The sequence below is a fragment of the Hamadaea flava genome (assembly GCF_024172085.1).
Lineage (GTDB): Bacteria > Actinomycetota > Actinomycetes > Mycobacteriales > Micromonosporaceae > Hamadaea > Hamadaea flava.
Genome location: NZ_JAMZDZ010000001.1, coordinates 5,922,103 through 5,939,399 on the forward strand (window position 1 = coordinate 5,922,103; position 17,297 = coordinate 5,939,399).

Sequence of the window (17,297 nt, forward strand, 5' to 3'; positions counted from 1 at the left end):
CTGATCTCATGCGTTCGGCCCGGTATGGCTGCTTGACGTGGCGAAACCGGAACGGACGGTGAGTCTGAAGGTGTGACTCACATGTGACTCACACGAGCCAACGCATTCAAGCTGGCCATTCGACTTTCGACGAATGGCCAGCTAGGCTGTGGTGCGCCGCCAGGGACTCGAACCCCGAACCCGCGGATTAAGAGTCCGCTGCTCTGCCAGTTGAGCTAGCGGCGCTCGTTGGCAACGGGTGAAACCTTAGCATGCAGTTGAGCGGGATCTCCAATCGGTATCGCGGCGGCGCGGGAATGTGAGCCAGGCTATCGTCTAGCCGGACAGAAGCTCCCAAAATGCCACGTCAGCGCCGCCCGAACTGCCCCTGGTGGACTACGTCGGCGACGGTTCGGCGACGCTCGCCGAGTTGCGGGTTCTGGGGCGGGAGGTCGGGGGCTCGGTAGCCGATGGCCACCGCTCCGATCGGGTCATACTCAGCGGGTACGCCGAACTCCGCGCGGAACGCGTCGAGGTGAGCGGGGACCGCGCCCACGTCGTTGGAGATCTCTGCGGGCGGCATGATCCAGAACAGGAAGCCGCCCAAGCCCTCGTCGACCGCGCTGAGCAGCATGAGCATGGTCGCCATTCCCGCGTCGATGTACCAGTACGGCGCCGGCCACTTCTGCTCGGCGTTCTCCAGCGTCCAGCCCTTGTCTGGTTGGGCGTACCGCTCGAGGTAGCGCGCCTTGTGGGCGAGGGGGATGACGACGAGCGGTGCGTTCATCGTGGCGGGGGTGTAGCGGACCTGGTTCTGAACGAACGGGCAGAACCGGGCGCGATCCTCCGCCGAGGTCAGCACGAGGAACTCCCAGCCCTGGGCGAAGCCGGCGGATGGGGCACGCAGCGCGTTGGCGAGGATGCGCTCCACGATGTCGGGGGCGAGCGGGCGATCCTCGAACTGGCGGACCATTCGCCGTCGGCGGATGACGTCTGCGAATTCCATGATCGTGGATTGTTGCAGACTCGCAGCCCGTTCGCGGCCCTCTTCGTCCCGGCCCTCCCCTCCCGCCCTGGACGCGGCGATCACGCCGAAGCGCGCGTTGATCATGGGGTTTCCAGTGCCGACACACCGGCGACACCAGAGTTAACTCCATGATCAACGGGGAGAGGGTGGGGAGAGGGCGGAGGTGGGCGGGGAGAGGGAGGGAGGAGGTCAGTGGGGGAGGGGGAGGGCGAAGAAGCGTTGGCCGTGTACGTCGTCTCCGTAGGGAGGGATCTCGGTGTACCCGAGGGCTTGGTAGAGCGCGATGGCTTCGGGCAGCGCCTCGTGCGTATTCAGGCGCAGTTCGGCGTATCCGAGGGAGGCGGCGTGGGATTCCAGGGCGGCCAGCAGTCGCCGGCCGACGCCGAGGCGCCGGGCGGACGGGCTCACCCACATGTGCTTGATTTCCGCGGTGGTCGCGGAAAGCGGGCGAAGTCCTACGCAGCCCACGGGTGAGACTCCGTCCGACGCCACGAGGAAGAGGGCGAACGCGGTCGCCGGCAGGAGGTCGTCCGGTCCGTATCCCTCCGGGAAACGACGGGACAGCTCTTCGGCGTACGCGTGGAGGCAGGAGCGAGCGACGGCGGATCCGGCGGCGACGGGCTGGACCTGGATGGCCGCGAGCCGCAGGAGGCGCTGGACCTCTTCCATCGCGTCAGCGAGGCGTTTGCGCTGGTCAGGCGTGAGTGGGTCGATGAGCGTGGTGACCGATTCGTCGGATCGGGTGTCTAGATCCGACACTGCCGCGTGGCCGGCGTCGGTGAGGACGGCGATCCGGGCGCGGCCATCGTCCGGGTGGCGGTCGAGTTTGAGCAGGTCCTGGCGTTCCAGGGCGCGCAGGAGGCGGCTCAGGTAGCCGGAGTCGAGGCCGAGCCGAATCCGGACGGAACGGACATCGGGGTCGCGCGACAGCTCGTAGAGGAGGCGGGCCTCGCCGAGCGAGTGCTGGCCCAGGTAATGGTCGGTCAGTACGCCAATGCGCTGCGTGTAGTACCGATTGAACTCCCGGATGCGACCGGTGACCTGCTCCATGCGAAAAAGTATCTGACTAAAGTCAGCTATTCTCAAGGCAACGCGGCGACGGGAAAACGCGTCCATCGATTGTGCTGAAGCGAATCTTCACGGCCCTGGCCGTGCTCGCGGTGACCGCCGCGTGCTCCAACAGTGGCGAGCAGACCGACACGCCGAGTCTGACGCAGCGCGGGACGATCGTGACGACCGCAAAACCCACCCGCCAAGACCTGGCCAACCGGGTGAGCCTCACCGGCAAGGTCACGGTCAACCCGGTGTTCGGGCTGGTCGCGCCGGTGACCGGGCAGGTCCGGTACGTGACGGTGACGACGCCGACGAGCACGCCGAAGAAGGCGACCAAGGTGGCCACGGTCGTGGCGAAGGGCAAGTCGCACGTCGTGAACGTGCCGGCCGGAGCGATCTTCACGGGACGGCTGGCCGACGATCGGTCCACAGTGCAGGCCGGGATGCCGATCGTCTCCGCCAAGCACGTCGGCTACGGGATCGTCGCCGACATCGACGGGGCGCAGGCTTACAAGATCTCCGGGGCGCTGTCGACGGTCCGCGCGCAGATCACCAACGGACCCGGCCCGTTCGACTGCACGGTGCTCGGCACGATCGCCGCGCTGCCCGCCGGGGTCATTCCCGACCCGCCGGCTCAGCAACCCGATCCGGCCGCGTCGCCGTCCACGCCACCGGTGGTCAAGGAACCGCAGCAGAACACCCCGCCATCCGAACCGACCGGCATGCGCGTCGTCTGCATCGCGCCCGCCTCGGTCAAACTCATCAACGGCGCCGCGGTCACCATCGAGGTGGTCACCGAGCGCGCGACCAACGTGCTGGTCCTGCCGGTCGAGGCGGTCGCGGGTGGTCAGGGCAAAGGCCAGGTCGAGGTGGTACGCGCGGATGGGACCCACGAGACCCGGGAAGTGGTGCTGGGGCTCACGGACGGGAAGGTCATCCAGATCAAGTCGGGGCTGACCGAGGCCGACACCGTGATGATTCCCGGGCCGGACCTCCCGCCCGCGCAGAACACGGGTGAACAGGGCGGACCCGGTGCCGTGGTGACCAAGTGACCGCGCTGATCGAACTGACCGGCGTCACCAAGACGCTCAAAGGGCAGCAGGAGCCGCGCACCATCCTGTCGGGAGTGGACCTCGCCGTCCACGCCGGCGAGAGCGTGGCGATCCTGGGTCGCTCGGGCTCCGGCAAGAGCACACTGCTCAGCCTGATCGGCCTGTTCGACCGGCCGGACGGCGGGCAGTACCTGCTCAACGGCAAGGACATCACCAAGCTGCGGGAACGCAAGGCGGCCGCGCTGCGCAGCGCCGAGTTCGGCTTCGTGTTCCAGCGGTTCTTCCTGCTCAAGCATCTGACCGCGGCGCAGAACGTGGCGATGGCGCTGGTCAACGGGCAGGGCTGGCTGCCCCGGCGGCACCGCAAGACGAAGGTGATGGCGGCGCTGGAACAGGTCGGCATCGCGCACCTGGCCAAGCATCGGCCGGCCCGGCTGTCCGGCGGCGAACAGCAGCGGGTCGCGGTGGCGCGGGCGTTGGTCCGGCAGCCGAAGGTCCTGCTCGCCGACGAGCCGACGGGTGCGCTCGACACCGAGACCGGCAACCTCGTGATCGACGTCCTGCACGCGACCACGGAGTTGGGCTGCGGGCTGGTCCTCGTGACGCACGACTGGGATCACGCCCGCCGCATGGGACGCGTCGTACGCCTCTCGGAAGGCGTACTGCACACGGAGGATGCGGGGGTCCTGGCGTGAGGCGGTTCTCCGGGCGGCTGCGATCCGCCCTCATCATCGGCGTCCAGGGCATCCGCGCCCGCAAGACACGTACGCTGCTGTCGATCGTCAGCCTGTTCCTCGGCGTACTCGCCGTCGTCGTGGTGCAAGCCGGAGCCGAGACGGCCAACCGAGCCGCGCTGGCCAACATCGAACTGATGATGGGCAAGGACGGCACCATCCAGATGTGGGTGCCGGACGACAAGCACGCCATCTCGCTCACCCTCGACACGCTCAAGGGGCGTACGGACGCCGTCGGCGCCCTCGGCGTCAGCGCGATCATCGGCGAACCCGGCGTAAACCCGATCAATCCCGGTGGCGCTCCGCTCGACCAGCCGTACGACTTCGGGCCGCAGGGGCGTGGCCAGTTCTTCTGCGACGCGCAGGGCTACTGCAAGGAGGTCCCGCCGCAGCAGCAGACCGAACAGATGCCCACCGGCGCCGCGATCGAACTCAGCCTCACCGGGCTCACCGGCGACGTGCGGCCGTTCCGCCCATACCAACTGGTCGCTGGGCTTTGGCTCGACTTCACCGGCCCGCCGTCGCTGGCCCCGCGCGTCGTCGTCAACAAGGCCGCCGCCATCGGATTCGGCCGGTACCAGATTCCAGCGGAGATGCGCATCCGTGGCGCCAAGGCCAACCCGACCCCGCGGATCATCGGCGTCGTCGACGACGGGCGGGATCAGCCGGCGGCGTACGTGCGGGCGGATGAGCTGACGAACTGGGTCCCGACGACCACCCAGGGCCTGTTCGGCGGGATGGAAGTCCTGCGTACGCCGGACGCGCACGACGTCGAGCAGATCCTGAAGCGGCGCCTGCTGGCCGACGGACTGACCAGCGACCAGATCAGCTCGAACATGATCCAGTCCAAGAAGGAGATCGAGGGCCAGCTGGCCATGTTCCGGCTGATCTTCCTCGGCATCGCCGGACTGGTCCTGCTCATCGGCATCGCGGGCATCCTCAACGTCGGCCTCGCCACCGTCGGCGAACGCGTCGAGGAATTCGCGCTCCGCCGAGCAGTCGGCACACCCAGATCCCTCCTGGCCGGCATCGTCCTCGCCGAAACCCTGCTGACCGGGCTGTTCACTGCAGCGGCGGCAATCGGCGTCGCCTCCGTATGCCTGAAGATCGTCGGCCGCATCCTCGGCGGCCGGGAACCGGTCCTCGCCCACATGGACTTCCCGTGGCAGGCCGGACTGGCCGGCATCCTCGCCGGGCTGGTGGCCGGGCTGCTCGGCGGCCTGATCCCCGCCATCCGGGCCGCGCGGATTCCCATCGCGACCGTGATGCGCGCCTAGCGTTTCGCCACCAGATCAGGGTTGTGCATGCTTCCGAGGGCTCCGGAAGCATGCACAACCCTGATCCGCATGGATGAGGCGTCGGCGCTGTCGGAAATCCGCCTTGACCAGCGGCTTTCGGGGCAACGCGAGGGTGATCGCGTCTCTACCATGGGGGTTCTCTGAGGAGAAAGGACAGTGGTGACAGAGCCCGCAATGGTCCTACCGGAACCACCCCGCCTCGCCCCGGTCTCCGTGCGGCGCAGTCGCGGTCCCATGCTGCTCGTCGGCACCCTCGTTCTCGCCCTGCTGCTCGGCATCGGCGGCTGGGCCGGGTTGACGCTGATGGCGGCGGCCGGTCCGCAAGCCGCCGAGATCACGCCGGGCGACGTCGTCGCGTTCGCCGCAGTCGACCTCGCGCCGGGTCTCGGCCAGCAGCGCAAACTCTCGGCCCTCCTGGCCAAGTTCCCGAAGGCGTTCACTGCGGACGGCGACGTGCGGGTGGACGACAAGGATCTCACCAACGACGTCACCCCGTGGCTCGGCGGGCGGTTCGGCGCGGCGCTGTGGGTCCACGAGAAGGAGGCGTACACGCTGCTCGTGGCGGCCAGCCGCGACGACCGCAAAGCTCGCGAGGGCCTGGAACGTCTGCGGGGCCGCGAAGGCTCGGGCAAGTTCGGCTTCGTCGTCGGCGACGGCTACGTCGTCACAGCAAGGGGTACGCGTGACGCCCAGGCCGCGGCCGAGGCGGCGAACGCAGCGGCCCAGGCCACCCCGTTGGCCGGGGTCCAGGCGTACGCCGACGCCGTGAAATGGCTGCCGGAAGAGCACTTCGCCCACGCGTACGCCGACCTCGCCGAGGCGGGTGAGGCGATGACCGCCATGATGATGTCGCAGATGACGGACCTCGGTATGGATGAAGAGGAGATCCCCGAAGGTGTCCTGGCCGAGGAGTTCATCTCGTCGAACATGTTCTTCGGCGTACCGGGCCTGGCTGGAAAGCAGCAGGGCACCCTCGTCGTCGGCGCCAGCGCGACCGACGACGGCGTCGACGTCCGCTACCGCACCTTCGGAGCGGCCGGAACGGCAGTGGCCGCTCCAGCCGCCGATCTGATCGCCGCGGTCGGCGAAATGTCCGCCGACGCCATGGTCGCGGGTTCGGCCGCGATCGGGAAGGCGCCGGAGGGCCTCGACGGCTTGTTCGGTCCGACCACGCTCGACCCCGAGGATCTGGAAGGGCTGGACCCCAAGCAGATCGCGGAGATCCAGGCGGAGTTGGCGAAGACCCCGGACTTCTCGAAGGCCATCAAGGCCCTCGACTCCTCGCTGGTGACGTTCGCCGTGACGGGTGTGCGGGGCGAGCTGCCCCTGCTGTCCGCGACCCTGCAGACAAAGGACCCGGCCGCCTCGGCGGACCTGGCGGCGGCACTGAAGTCACTGGAGATGAAGCTGTCGGTCAACGTCACCGGCAACACCGTCCGGGCCGTCTCCGACGGCTACACCGCGACGGCGAAGCTCTCCAGCTCGCCGCTGTTCCAGAAGGCGATCGAGGGGCTGCCGAGCCATCCGGACCTGCTCGTCTACGTCGACCTGCCGAAATACCTCGCCCCTTCCGAGATCGCGGGTATGCGTGAATTCGCGGCCCCGATCAAGGCGGTCGCTGTCGCGTCGGCACCACTCGGCAGCGACAGCGAGGGCATGGTGCGCCTGATCATCGAATGACGCTCGTGGCGGGCGGGTCCAGCGACCCGCCTGCCACAGCTCTGTCAGACCGGCCGCCCACCATCCGCTGGATCGCCAAGACGGCAGCAGGCGTGGCATGCATCAGGCACCCGATGTCCAGCTCCACCATCACGCGACGATGGCGATGAGCGTAGCGATCCGCACGATTCTGACCGCCGCGGGCTTCGAGAACGGTCCGGGCTACGACATGTCGCCCGCCTCGATCTGGGTGAGTCCGAAGCCGCTGGACTGATCAGCGGGTCAGCGTCCCGAGGTTGCGGAAGATCCGGTCGAGCGTATGGACGTGCGGGTTCTCCTCGCGCCACACCAACCCCCATCGGAGGCTCGGCGCGTCGCGTATCGCCAGGTAGGTGATGTCCGGCCGGGAGTAGAAGCGGGCGGCGTGCGCACCGAGCGGGTGGATCATCTGGCCGGCGCTGACCAGCCGCAGTATCTCCTCGAAGCCGGTCACGTACTGACGGTTGTCGACCAGGCGGCCACGCGGGGTGGCGTAGGGGGTGTAGGCGTCTTCCCAGTAGTCCGGGATGTGCGGTTGCCCGGTTGCGACGAGGTGGCCGTCGCCGAGGATCTCCTGAGTGACTTCGCTCCGGCCGGCGAGCGTGCCGGCGGCGGAGACGGCGAGGACACGCGGTTCGCTGAAGACGACAGCGCCGACGGTCAGGTCGGGCTCTTCGACGGGCAGCCAGGCGATCAGCGCCTCGATCTGTCCACTGCGGAGGGCGGTGAACGGGTCGACGAAACTGTTGAACCGGATCTCCAGCCGACAGTCCGGATGGCGGGCACGGAACGCTTCCCAGGCGGGCATCAGGTCGTGGGCGACGTCCGGGATCAGGCCCACGCGCAGCACGCCCGTCAGGCCGCGCGCGGCCATCTTGGCGCGTTGCATCGTCGCGCGCAGCTCGTGGTGGACCAAGGCCAGATCAGCCCGCAGTTGTACGCCGAGCGGCGTGAGCGTGACGGTACGGCTGGTGCGGACGAACAGCGGTCCGCCGATCAGCCGTTCCTGCTTCTTGATGGCCTGGCTGACCCGGGACACCGTGACGTGCAACCGCGCTGCGGTCCGGCCGAAATGCAGTTCTTCGGCCAGCGTCAGGAAGATCTCGATGTCACGCAGTTCCATGAGCAGCTCCGTTGATCGCTGGGTTAACGCACGTTGCGAAACAACGCGTTGATCCCGCTTCGAGGAGAATCCCAGACTGGGATCGCAATTTCAGGCCGGTCCGTCGCCTAGCGCGACGGCTACCCGAGAGGAACTGCGATGTCCGAGTACGCGCGGCGACCGACAGCGATCGGCATCGCCGTCGTCGCGAACCTGCTGATCGCGCTGGCCTTCCTGACCATTCCGCTGCTGGGACTCGTCTATGGGGACGACGTGCAGACGGCGGCCGAACAGGAAGTCGTCGCCCAGGGGCTGCCGGTCTCCGTACTGGCCGACAACGAGCTCAGCTTCCGCGAATCCGGCGTGGCGATCGTCTTTCCCGTCGTCATCGCGCTCGGCATCGCTCTGCTGGGCTGGTGGCTGCGTACGGGACGGCCGGCGGCGCGGATCGTGTCGCTGATCGTGATGCCGGTGGTGATCCTCGCCAACGTGGCGATTCTGATCAGCAACGCGTCGGCAGTATCGGCGCTCCAGACGATGTTCGACCGGTCCAACGATGCCGACCTGCGCCGGCTCGATGCTCAGGCGCTGTTCGACGCCGCGCTGGGGGCGTACCCGGATTGGCTGCCGGTGCTGACCTCGACCCGTAACACGGTGGTCTTCGGTTGCGCCGTGCTGGTCATCGTGCTGCTGCTCGCGCCGTCGGCCCGCGCCTACTTCCGGTCGGCCAAGCAACCGGCCACCACACCCGCCTGACGCGACCGCCACGCGCCAATGCGGTTGGATGCGCATGACCCGGCCGTCGCGTGGCGGACGGCCGGGTCGTGCGAACGAGTTCAGTCAGGCGGCTTCGGCGACCGTTCGCCGCTGGCCGACGCTGTGGGCGATGCCGAGCACTGCCGCGACGGCCACCCCGAACGTGATCGTCAGCAGCGCTGAGATCAGCAACGTCTGGCGGCCGCCGACCGCGGTGACCAGCGGGCCGCCGAGCATGACGCCGAGCGCGGTGGAGGGGATGGTCAGCGCGCTGCGGGCGGCGAGTACGCGGCTCAGCGTGGCCGGCGGGCTCAGCCGCTGGAACAGCGCGGTGCAGATCGCGGTGAACGGGCCGTAGATCAGGCCGCCGATCGCCATGCCGACCAAGCCCGGCGCGACGCGGTCCGTGAGCCCGAGCGGCAGCAGGGCTGCGCCCCAGCCGAGGATGATGCTGATCACGATGAGCCACAACGGTTGGTGGCGCAGGAATCCGGCGGCCAGCCCGCCGACGGTGCAGCCGACGCCGAACACCGTCCAGTACAGGCCGAGCAGACTCGCCGAGGCGTGCGCCTCGGTCGCGACGTGGATCGGCAGCGCCACCTCGACCGGCCCGTAGAGGAAGAAGAACACGCAGGTCACGGCGAGCAGGCCGAGCAGCTTCGGCTGGCTGCGCAGCGTACGCCAGCCGCCGGCCGAGTCGGCGGAATCGTCGGGTGCGGCGGTGTCCGTGGAGGCGTACCCGGGCGCGGTGGCCCAGCAGATCGCGGCCAGCACCGCGAAGCTGACCGCGTCGGCGGCGATCACCCAACCGGGGCTGACCGCGGCCAGCAACAGTCCGCCGAGCGCCGGGCCGACGAGGATCGCGGCCTGGGTGAAGGTCGACACGAGGGCGTTGCCGGTGACCCGGTCCTCCTCGGGTAGCACCTCGGCCACCATCGTGTACGCGCCCGCGTTGCCCCAGGCGTGCAGCAGCGACGACACCGCGAGCAGCCCCACGTAGAGGGTCGGCCCGAGCACTCCGGCGACGGCCAGCGCCGCGATCGTGCCCAGGATCAGCGCTCGCAACGAGGCGTCGACCGCTACCAGGCGTACGCCGCTGAACCGGCGCACGAACCGAGCGAGCAGGGCGGCGCCGAGGGTCGCCGGCAGGGCGTACGCCGCGACGGCTAGCCCGGTCCAGATCCCCGCCTGGCCGGCCGGAGCGATCTGCACTGCGAGCCATGCCACGGCGACCATGCTCATCCCGTCGCCGAGCGCGGAGACGAGCATGCCCGGAAGGATCCGGCGCAACGCCGGCTGCCGGAGCACCCGGCCGTACGACCCGGCCATGTCAGCGATCCTGCAGCAGACCGAGGACGTTGCCGTCGGGGTCGGTGACGGTCGCGACGATCCGGCCGCCGCCGACCTCGCGTACGGGGTCGTTGACGGTGCCGCCGGCGGCCACCACCTCGGCGAGCTTCGCCTCGATGTCGTCCACCTCCCAGTACGTCACCGGTGCGGTCATCGCCTGCGGGCCGCCGCCCAGCACCAGCCCGACATGCTGGCCACCGATGTCGAACCCGACGTAGTAGGACGAATCCGTCTGCGGCTGGATGCCGAGCAGCGCGGCGTACACCTCCTTGGCCTTGCCGAGGTCGGAGACCGGGTGAAGGACGGTCTTGATGCCCTTGGTGGTCATGATCACTCCTGACGCGGTTGTCGTTGCCCTGTTTGAAGCCTCGGCCACCGGGAGCCCGCGCACATCCGTGGTCACCACGGGGAGCACCACGTATCCGGCGGGGGATGGGGCACAATTGCCGCGTGACGGCGGTCCAGGCGGGCATTTCCACGCGCGAGGCCGAGGTGCTGGCCCTGCTCGGGGAGCACCTCAGCAACGCGGAGATTGCCGCGCGATTGTTCATCTCGGTCCGGACGGTGGAGACCCACGTCTCCTCGATGCTGCGCAAGCTCGACGCCCCGGACCGGCGGGCCCTCGCCCAGCTCGCGGTGGAGTGGGGTCGCGCGGCGCGCGGCGGCGACGTGACGCTCGGGCTGCCCGCCCCCGTGACCTCCTTCGTCGGGCGGGCGCAGGAACGCGCGGCCCTGGCCGCGGCGGTCACGACTCATCGCCAGGTCAGTGCGGTCGGCCCCGGCGGTGTGGGCAAGACCCGCCTTGCGCTGGCGGTCGCGGGGGACGTCGCCCCGGAATTCCCCGACGGCGTGTGGTTCGTCGATCTTGTCCCGATCACGGACGCCGCGATGGTCGGCGCCACGGTCGCCGCGGCGGTCGGCGTGGGCGAGCAACAGGGCCGCGGCATCGACGACACAGTCATCTCCGCGCTCGCCGACCGGCGCGCGCTGCTCGTTCTCGACAATTGCGAGCAGGTACGCGACGGAGTGGCGCCCTTCCTCGAACGGCTGCTCGCCGGCGCCCCGAAACTGACCGTGCTGGCGACCAGTCGCGCCCGGCTGATGGTGCCGTTCGAACGGGTGCACCCGATTCCGCCGATGTCCTTGACGGGCGACGACGACTCCGACGCGGTGGCCCTGTTCCTCGACCGGGCCGCGGCGGTCGGCTCGCCGGTCGCTGCCGAGCAGCGGGAACAGGTCGCCGAGATCTGCCGCGGGCTCGACGGGGTGGCGCTGGCCATCGAGTTGGCCGCCGCGCGGCTGCCGATGCTCGGCCTCGACGGGCTGAGCGGCGTACTCGCGGATCAGTTGCGCGTGCTGACCGGTGGCGCCCGCGCGGACGACCGGCACCGCTCCGTACGCGCGATGCTCGACTGGAGCGTCGCCCTGCTCGACCCGGCCGACCGTACGCTGCTGCACCGGATCGCCGTGTTCGTCGCACCGTTCACTGTGGACGCAGCTGCCCAAGTCGGCGGAGCGACGATGGACGGACTGGCTCGGCTGACCGAGCAGAGCCTGCTGTCGGCGACCCCGGCCCCGGGCGGCATGCGGTACCGGACGCTGGCGACCATCCGCCAATACGGCCTGGAACAGCTCGCCGCGAGCGGTGAGCTGGACGGCGTACGCGCTGAGCAGCTGCGCTGGTGCCTGGCCATCGCGGCGGGGTTGGCCCAGGACCCCAAACCGGGCGCGGGACCGTGGCGGGCGCGGTTCGACGACGTCGCCGACGACATGCGTGCCGTGCTCGGCTGGGCGGTGACCGCCGCGGATCATCGTGCCGACGCGTACGCCCTCGCCGTCGCGTTGGCGAACCTGGCGTTCACTCGGAACCTGATCGGTGAGGCGCAGCAGCGCTACGAACAAGCCGCCGCCCTGACCGACGACCCGTACGCCGCCGGCGCGGCCCTGCGGCAAGCAGCCGCCGTCGCGGGTTGCCGGATGCGCGGCGACGACATGTATCGGCTCTACTACGCGGCAGCCGAGACCGCGCGCAGCGTCGGGGACGACGCTGGAACCGCGCGGGATCTGGCCACCGCCGCCGCCACCGTCTACCGGTTCTCCGGCACCTTCGCCGAACTGCCGCCAGCCGGTGAGGCAGCCGCGCTGCTCGCCGAGGCGCAGGAGCTGGCGGGGGACGATCCAGCGGCGTCGGCCGCCGTGGCACTGGCCGAATGCGGCGTCTTCAGCGACACCGCCGAGGCGGACCTGCCGGAGGCGGTCAAGCGCGCGGAGCGGGCCGTCGACCTCGCTCGCACCAGTGGCGATCCGCTGGCGCACAGCGCCGCGCTCGACGCGCTCGCCGCGGTCCAGTGCTGGGCGGGTGACACGTTCGCCACCGCCGCCTCCTCCCGCCAGCGCGTCGACCTGCTCGCCAAGGTTCCGGCGACACCGGCCGCCGCCCTCGAACGCACGAACGCCCTGTCCGAGGCGGCCGAGTCCTCCGTCGGCGTCGGCGACCTGGCCGCCGCCCGCCGCTGGGGCGAGCAACTCCGGGATCTGCCGCTGCTGGCCGAACGCGGCGACTTCGCGACCTCGCGCCTGCTGCTCGCCGACGCGCTCGCCGGGAATGCCGAGGGCGTACTGGCTGCTTGCGGTCGGTTCCGCGACGCGTGGGGACTGTCGGGCGGGCTGCATACGCCCACCCTCGCCACCGCAGCGGCGGCCGTCGCGATGATCCACGGTCTCCGGGGCGACGAAACCGCCCGCGCCGAATGGCTGGGGGTCGTCGACGAACTCGATGTCGCCCCGGAGCTGAAAGCCGGCTACAACGCCGTGTTCGACGCGATCGTGCTCCTTCACGAGGGTCGGGCCGACGAGGCGTTCGCGCTCCTGGCGACCGAACCCGACGAGATGAGCGAGTGGGCCATCTGGGTGTGGCGGCACTGGTATCTCGCCGTACGCGCCGAAGCCGCGGCCCTGTCCGGACAGCCGGACGCCCGCGACCAGATCGCCGCCGCCCGCCCGATCGTGGCCGGCAACTCGATCGCTTCCGCCCACCTCGACCGCGCGGAAGCGTTGCTGGACAACGACTCCAGCCGCGTACTCGCCGCCGCGGCGGCGTTCGAGGCCGCGGGCAGCCGCTACCAGCGGGCGCGGACGCTCGTCCTCGCCGGCGGCGACCACGCGAAACAGGGCGTGGCTGCCCTGGCCGACCTCGGCCTCGCCCCCAGCACGCCATGATCAGCGGAAGCTTCGTGGCGCTATGACACCGCGAAGCTTCCGCTGATCATGAAACGGTGCGGTCAGGCGACCAGCGAGTCGATCTGGTTGATCGACAGCGTGGCACCCTCCACGACGCCCATGTCGAGCACCTGCTGCAGTCCTTCGGCGGTCTCGTACGTGCTCACGTAGGTGGCCCGGGTGCCGCCGTCGTGGGCGTCGAACCGGTAGGTGTTCCGCGAGACGGGCAGGTCTGACAGCGGCTTGAAGTCCTCGTCGGCGAACCCGTCGTCGAAGGCGAAGCCGGTCGGCTCGTCGACCGCCGTGACCAGCCAGTATCCGGCGTGCTTGTCGCCCTCCGGCCCGGTCATGACGTACGTGACGCGACCGCCGGGCGTCAGGTCGTGCTCGACCACCGTCGCCGGGTAGGTCGGCGGGCCCCACACCTTCTCCAGCTGGCGCGGGTCGGCGTACACCTGCCAGATCCGCTCCACCGGCGCGGCGAAGTCCGCGATGATGGTCAAGGTCAGGTTGTCGATGTCCGGCTGGACGTCGGTAACCGGCATGATTCAATCCTCCTGGTCGAAATCCGACGCGATGAGCGCGTCGATGCGTGTGATGCGGCCACGCCAGATCTGTTCCAGCTCGGTGAGCATGGACCTCACCGACCGCACGGCCTCCACGTCGCCACTGGCCAGCTGTTCGCGGCCGTTGCGCCGCTTGGTGATCAGCCCGGCCTTCTCCAGCACGGCGACGTGCTTCTGGACCGCGGCGAAGCTCATCTCGTACTTCTCCGCGAGTGCCGAGACGGAGTGCTCTCCGGCCAGCACCCGGCGCAGGATGTCGCGTCGCGTGCGGTCGGCGAGCGCGTGGAACAGGGCGTCTGCCCGATCTTCGCTCTCGGTCACGCTTCTAATGTACAACCAAATGGTTGTAGGTTGTCAAGCGGTCCGGAAGACCGCCTTCGCCGACGGGTCACGCGGCCGCCCTCTCCACCGCTCAGGGCACTGACCTCGGTTGATCAGAGCCGGCGCGGCCGCATCGACACAGGCCACTAGCCGTAACCGTCGATGTGTGGTAGGAATCCTTCAATCTTCCGGCCGACTCTGAGAATTTCCTTCATAGGGAGACGTGTATGAGAAAGGTGATGGCCGCCGCGGCCGTCCTCGCAGCTTTGATCGCACCCTCGGCGGCTGCGCCCGCGACTGCGGCCGTGGCGGTGGCGGCCGTCGCGCCCCAGCCGGGAACCTACGTGGGCAAGGGTTTCGACACCTGCACCGCGCCTTCGCAGTCGGCGATGAACGCGTGGAAGGCCAGCTCGCCGTACGGGGCGGTGGGCATCTACATCAGCGGCTCCAGCCGGTCCTGCTCCCAGCCCAACCTCACCGCGACGTGGGTGTCCAACCAGGTCGCCAAGGGCTGGCGGCTCATCCCGATCGAGCTCGACTATCAGGCCCCCTGCGGCACGCGTACGCCGAAGATGTCCAGCGACCCGACGACCGCCCGCTCGCAGGGCGCCAGCCGGGCGACCAGCGCGGTCAACGCCGCCAAGGCCCTGGGCATCCCGGCCGGCAGCGCCATCTACAACGACATCGAGCAGTACCCGACCAGCGCCTCCTGCCGGGCGGCCGTGCTGTCGTACCTGTCGGGCTGGACCGTCCAGCTGCACGCCCTGGGCTACCTGTCCGGCATGTACTCCAGCGGCTCGTCCGGCGTCCTCGACGTCTGCAACGCCTACGACGACCCGCAGTACACCCGGCTCGACCACCTCTGGATCGCCTGGTGGAACGGCGTCGCCAACACCGCCGGCGGCCAGTACTGCGCCGACACGGCGTACCCGAACCATCAGCGCCTGCACCAGTACTCCGGTGACGTCACCGAGACCTGGGGCGGCGTCACGATCAAGATCGACCGCAACTACCTCGACGTCTCGACCGTCGTGACCGAGCCTCCGGCGGAGTGGAGCACGATCGTCGACAACTCCGACACGAGCCGGTTCACCGCCAGCGCGAGCTGGGGCACGTCGAGCTACTCGACCCAGCGCTACGGCGCGGACTACCGGTTCGCCGACCCGGTCGCGGCCAGCGACCCAGCCTGGTACAAGGTGAGCATCCCGGAGACGGCCACCTATGACGTCTCGGTCTGGTACCCGGCCAACACCGGCTACAACAGCGCGACGCCGTACGTCGTGGTCACCAGCACGGGCAGCCAGTCCGTCGTGGTGAGCCAGCAGGCCAGCGGCGGCCAGTGGGTGTCGCTGGGTGTCTTCACCCTCGCGGCCGGCGACTCCGACAAGGTCGGGGTGAGCCGGTGGACCACCGGCACCGGCTACGTCATCGCCGACGCGATCCGGGTGACCCGAGTCTGACCCACATGATCATTGCGCCGGCCAAGCTGTACCAACGGGCAGATCGCCGCGGGAAACAGCATGGCTGGCGCAATGATCGCCGCTCCGGGGATAGGTAAACATTCACCTGCGCGTTCGGTGCTGATCATCAAGCCAAGCGTCGGAGTTCGCGAACCGTCGGCAGAGTGCAGCGCGATCACACCCCTGCCACTTCGGAGCGCAACCCTTGCACCATCCAAGGCGAGCGATCGCCGCACTGCTCGCGGCCCTCGCTGTAACCGTTTTCGCGGCACCGGTCCGGGCCGCGGCGCATCCGTTCGGCGATCCGCAGACCGTCGCGATCAGCCTGGACGCCGCGCGATCGGAAGTCGTCCACATTCGCTGGAAGGTCGGCGGCCTCGACGACCTCACGCTGCTCGGCGTCTCGCTCGGGCTGCTGCCACGCGATCGGGTCATGCTCGACGGCGCGGTCTTCTTCCAGGCTTCCGACGCGGCGGCGATCGGCCCGTCGCCGCGATTCGCCGAGTACCTGCTGCGCCAGGTCACCGTCGCCAGTGACGGCGAGACCTGCGCCGGGACCGTGCAACCGCCCGCCGATCTGGCCAAGTCCGGAGTAACGCTCGACTTCGCCTGTCCGGCTGCGGTCGGCAAGGTCACCATCGCGGTGCGTACCCTGACCGACCTCAACTCCGCGTACCAGACGCTCGCGACCGGCCCGAACGGCGAGCGCGCGGTCTACGCCGCCGGCAAGGACACTCACGACTGGGTTCTCGGCTCGGCGTCCGGTGACGAGACCAAACGCTCGGCCGCCGTGCAGCTCGGCCTGGTCGTCGGCGTCTCGCTGCTCGTCGTGGTCCTGCTTGTCCTCCTGGTACGCCGAAAGCAGCGCACGAAGCGGGTGACACGGTGACCGCCGCCGACCAGTTGCAGGAGATCCTGCGGTCGCCGGGCGTGCCGCCGCTGGCCTTCGCGCTCGCGTTCGCCGCCGGGGCCGGGCACGCGGTGACCCCCGGGCACGGCAAGAGCCTGGCGGCGGCGTACCTCGTGGGGGCGCGGGCGCGCCTGCGCGACGCCGCCTGGCTCGGCGGCTCGGTCGCCGTGATGCACACGGTGTCGGTGCTGGTCATCGGTCTGGCGTGGACGTTTCTGTCGCTGTCGGACGTCCTGCCGATGGGACAGCTGACGACCTGGTTGCAACTGGTCGCCGGCGTGCTGGTCATCGGGACCGGGATCTGGCTTATCCGGCGTCGGCTGCACGGTCATCGTCACGGTCACGGTCACGGTCACGGCCACGGTCATCCGCATGATCACAGCCATCCGCATGACCATGCCCATGAGCACGAGCACGAGCACCCGCAACCGTCGGGAAAGCGTCCGGGGCTGATCCTGCTGGGCGTCTCCGGCGGACTCACCCCGTCGCCGGCCGCCTTCCTGGTGCTGGTCACCGGCCTGTTTCTCGGCCGAGCCGGATTCGCCCTGCTGCTCGTCATGACCTTCGGCCTCGGCATGGCCGTCGTGCTGTTCGGCGTCGGCGCGCTCGCCGTCGCGGGCAGCTCGATCGTGGTCCGCGGCGCGCGGTCGCGATCGCTGCTCCGCCTGGCCACCCGGGTGGCCCCAGTTGTGGCCGCCGCCGGCATCACGGTGCTCGGCGTCGGCATCACCGTCCTGGCAACGATCAATCTCACCACCGTCACCTAAGGAGA

The 17,297-nt window shown here is 69.6% G+C and carries 17 protein-coding genes and 1 tRNA gene; 10 read left to right on the forward strand and 8 right to left on the reverse strand.

Translation table 11 applies throughout. The features are described 5' to 3' along the window. Positions 1-149 precede the first annotated feature (149 nt). From HDA40_RS27790 to HDA40_RS27800, 3 genes are all read right to left on the reverse strand, one after another. Positions 150-225 (reverse strand) — tRNA-Lys (locus HDA40_RS27790). 121 nt (positions 226-346) lie between these two features. Beyond that, positions 347-985, reverse strand: a complete 639-nt coding sequence (locus HDA40_RS27795; RefSeq protein WP_253760748.1) for a nitroreductase family protein — start codon at positions 983-985, stop codon at positions 347-349. 210 nt (positions 986-1,195) lie between these two features. After that, positions 1,196-2,056: a helix-turn-helix domain-containing GNAT family N-acetyltransferase gene (locus tag HDA40_RS27800; RefSeq protein ID WP_253760749.1), complete on the reverse strand. Its 861-nt coding sequence runs from the start codon at positions 2,054-2,056 to the stop codon at positions 1,196-1,198. 71 nt (positions 2,057-2,127) lie between these two features. Here HDA40_RS27800 and HDA40_RS27805 point away from each other — a divergent pair, with 71 nt between their 5' ends. The 5 genes from HDA40_RS27805 to HDA40_RS27825 all read left to right on the forward strand — a co-directional run bounded on the left by HDA40_RS27805 (position 2,128) and on the right by HDA40_RS27825 (position 7,076). Next, positions 2,128-3,111, forward strand: coding sequence for a permuted SH3 domain-containing protein (locus HDA40_RS27805; RefSeq protein WP_253760750.1), 984 nt, complete (start codon positions 2,128-2,130; stop codon positions 3,109-3,111). Continuing rightward, entirely contained in the window at positions 3,108-3,806 is a 699-nt protein-coding gene (locus tag HDA40_RS27810; RefSeq protein ID WP_253760751.1) for an ABC transporter ATP-binding protein, read from the forward strand. Before HDA40_RS27805 ends, HDA40_RS27810 begins: the two co-directional genes overlap by 4 nt. Beyond that, positions 3,803-5,122 carry an ABC transporter permease gene (locus tag HDA40_RS27815; RefSeq protein ID WP_253760752.1) on the forward strand — a complete coding sequence of 440 codons (1,320 nt, stop codon included), beginning with the start codon at positions 3,803-3,805 and terminating at the stop codon, positions 5,120-5,122. Before HDA40_RS27810 ends, HDA40_RS27815 begins: the two co-directional genes overlap by 4 nt. A 180-nt stretch (positions 5,123-5,302) precedes the next feature. Beyond that, entirely contained in the window at positions 5,303-6,823 is a 1,521-nt protein-coding gene (locus tag HDA40_RS27820) for a DUF3352 domain-containing protein (RefSeq protein ID WP_253760753.1), read from the forward strand. 97 nt (positions 6,824-6,920) lie between these two features. Further along, a complete protein-coding gene (locus tag HDA40_RS27825; protein WP_253760754.1) occupies positions 6,921-7,076 on the forward strand; it encodes a hypothetical protein in 156 nt (51 codons plus the stop codon). Here HDA40_RS27825 and HDA40_RS27830 read toward each other — a convergent pair whose 3' ends face one another. After that, the gene (locus HDA40_RS27830; RefSeq protein WP_253760755.1) at positions 7,077-7,964 is read right to left on the reverse strand and encodes a LysR family transcriptional regulator; all 888 of its coding nucleotides are present in this window, start codon (positions 7,962-7,964) and stop codon (positions 7,077-7,079) included. A gap of 138 nt (positions 7,965-8,102) precedes the next feature. On the opposite strand from HDA40_RS27830, the gene HDA40_RS27835 reads away from it, so the two are divergent. After that, positions 8,103-8,699 carry a hypothetical protein gene (locus HDA40_RS27835; RefSeq protein WP_253760756.1) on the forward strand — a complete coding sequence of 199 codons (597 nt, stop codon included), beginning with the start codon at positions 8,103-8,105 and terminating at the stop codon, positions 8,697-8,699. Positions 8,700-8,783: 84 nt separating this feature from the next. On the opposite strand, the gene HDA40_RS27840 is transcribed toward HDA40_RS27835, so the two are convergent. Further along, positions 8,784-10,028: an MFS transporter gene (locus HDA40_RS27840; protein ID WP_253760757.1), complete on the reverse strand. Its 1,245-nt coding sequence runs from the start codon at positions 10,026-10,028 to the stop codon at positions 8,784-8,786. 1 nt (position 10,029) lies between these two features. Continuing rightward, entirely contained in the window at positions 10,030-10,377 is a 348-nt protein-coding gene (locus HDA40_RS27845; protein ID WP_253760758.1) for a VOC family protein, read from the reverse strand. A 122-nt stretch (positions 10,378-10,499) separates the two neighbouring features. Here HDA40_RS27845 and HDA40_RS27850 point away from each other — a divergent pair, with 122 nt between their 5' ends. After that, the gene (locus tag HDA40_RS27850) at positions 10,500-13,268 is read left to right on the forward strand and encodes an ATP-binding protein (RefSeq protein ID WP_253760759.1); all 2,769 of its coding nucleotides are present in this window, start codon (positions 10,500-10,502) and stop codon (positions 13,266-13,268) included. Between the two features lie 62 nt (positions 13,269-13,330). Here the strand turns inward: HDA40_RS27850 and HDA40_RS27855 are convergent, their stop codons facing one another. Both HDA40_RS27855 and HDA40_RS27860 read right to left on the reverse strand, forming a co-directional pair. Then, positions 13,331-13,813: an SRPBCC family protein gene (locus tag HDA40_RS27855; protein WP_253760760.1), complete on the reverse strand. Its 483-nt coding sequence runs from the start codon at positions 13,811-13,813 to the stop codon at positions 13,331-13,333. Between the two features lie 3 nt (positions 13,814-13,816). Beyond that, positions 13,817-14,155, reverse strand: coding sequence for an ArsR/SmtB family transcription factor (locus tag HDA40_RS27860; RefSeq protein ID WP_253760761.1), 339 nt, complete (start codon positions 14,153-14,155; stop codon positions 13,817-13,819). A gap of 227 nt (positions 14,156-14,382) precedes the next feature. Between HDA40_RS27860 and HDA40_RS27865 the strand changes: the two genes are divergently transcribed. The 3 genes from HDA40_RS27865 (at position 14,383) to HDA40_RS27875 (ending at position 17,292) form a co-directional block, all read left to right on the forward strand. Next, positions 14,383-15,615: a glycoside hydrolase domain-containing protein gene (locus HDA40_RS27865; protein WP_253760762.1), complete on the forward strand. Its 1,233-nt coding sequence runs from the start codon at positions 14,383-14,385 to the stop codon at positions 15,613-15,615. Between the two features lie 205 nt (positions 15,616-15,820). Further along, positions 15,821-16,504: a hypothetical protein gene (locus tag HDA40_RS27870; RefSeq protein WP_253760763.1), complete on the forward strand. Its 684-nt coding sequence runs from the start codon at positions 15,821-15,823 to the stop codon at positions 16,502-16,504. Further along, the gene (locus HDA40_RS27875; protein ID WP_253760764.1) at positions 16,501-17,292 is read left to right on the forward strand and encodes a HoxN/HupN/NixA family nickel/cobalt transporter; all 792 of its coding nucleotides are present in this window, start codon (positions 16,501-16,503) and stop codon (positions 17,290-17,292) included. Before HDA40_RS27870 ends, HDA40_RS27875 begins: the two co-directional genes overlap by 4 nt. The last annotated feature ends 5 nt before the right edge of the window (positions 17,293-17,297 follow it).

Excerpts from the sequence above, each read along its gene's own strand:
- HDA40_RS27795 (WP_253760748.1), bottom strand. The coding sequence starts at position 985 with ATGGAATTCGCAGACGTCATCCGCCGACGGCGAATGGTCCGCCAGTTC.
- HDA40_RS27800 (WP_253760749.1), bottom strand. The coding sequence starts at position 2,056 with ATGGAGCAGGTCACCGGTCGCATCCGGGAGTTCAATCGGTACTACACG.
- HDA40_RS27825 (WP_253760754.1), top strand. The coding sequence starts at position 6,921 with ATGCATCAGGCACCCGATGTCCAGCTCCACCATCACGCGACGATGGCG.
- HDA40_RS27830 (WP_253760755.1), bottom strand. The coding sequence starts at position 7,964 with ATGGAACTGCGTGACATCGAGATCTTCCTGACGCTGGCCGAAGAACTG.
- HDA40_RS27835 (WP_253760756.1), top strand. The coding sequence starts at position 8,103 with ATGTCCGAGTACGCGCGGCGACCGACAGCGATCGGCATCGCCGTCGTC.
- HDA40_RS27840 (WP_253760757.1), bottom strand. The coding sequence starts at position 10,028 with ATGGCCGGGTCGTACGGCCGGGTGCTCCGGCAGCCGGCGTTGCGCCGG.
- HDA40_RS27845 (WP_253760758.1), bottom strand. The coding sequence starts at position 10,377 with ATGACCACCAAGGGCATCAAGACCGTCCTTCACCCGGTCTCCGACCTC.
- HDA40_RS27855 (WP_253760760.1), bottom strand. The coding sequence starts at position 13,813 with ATGCCGGTTACCGACGTCCAGCCGGACATCGACAACCTGACCTTGACC.
- HDA40_RS27865 (WP_253760762.1), top strand. The coding sequence starts at position 14,383 with ATGAGAAAGGTGATGGCCGCCGCGGCCGTCCTCGCAGCTTTGATCGCA.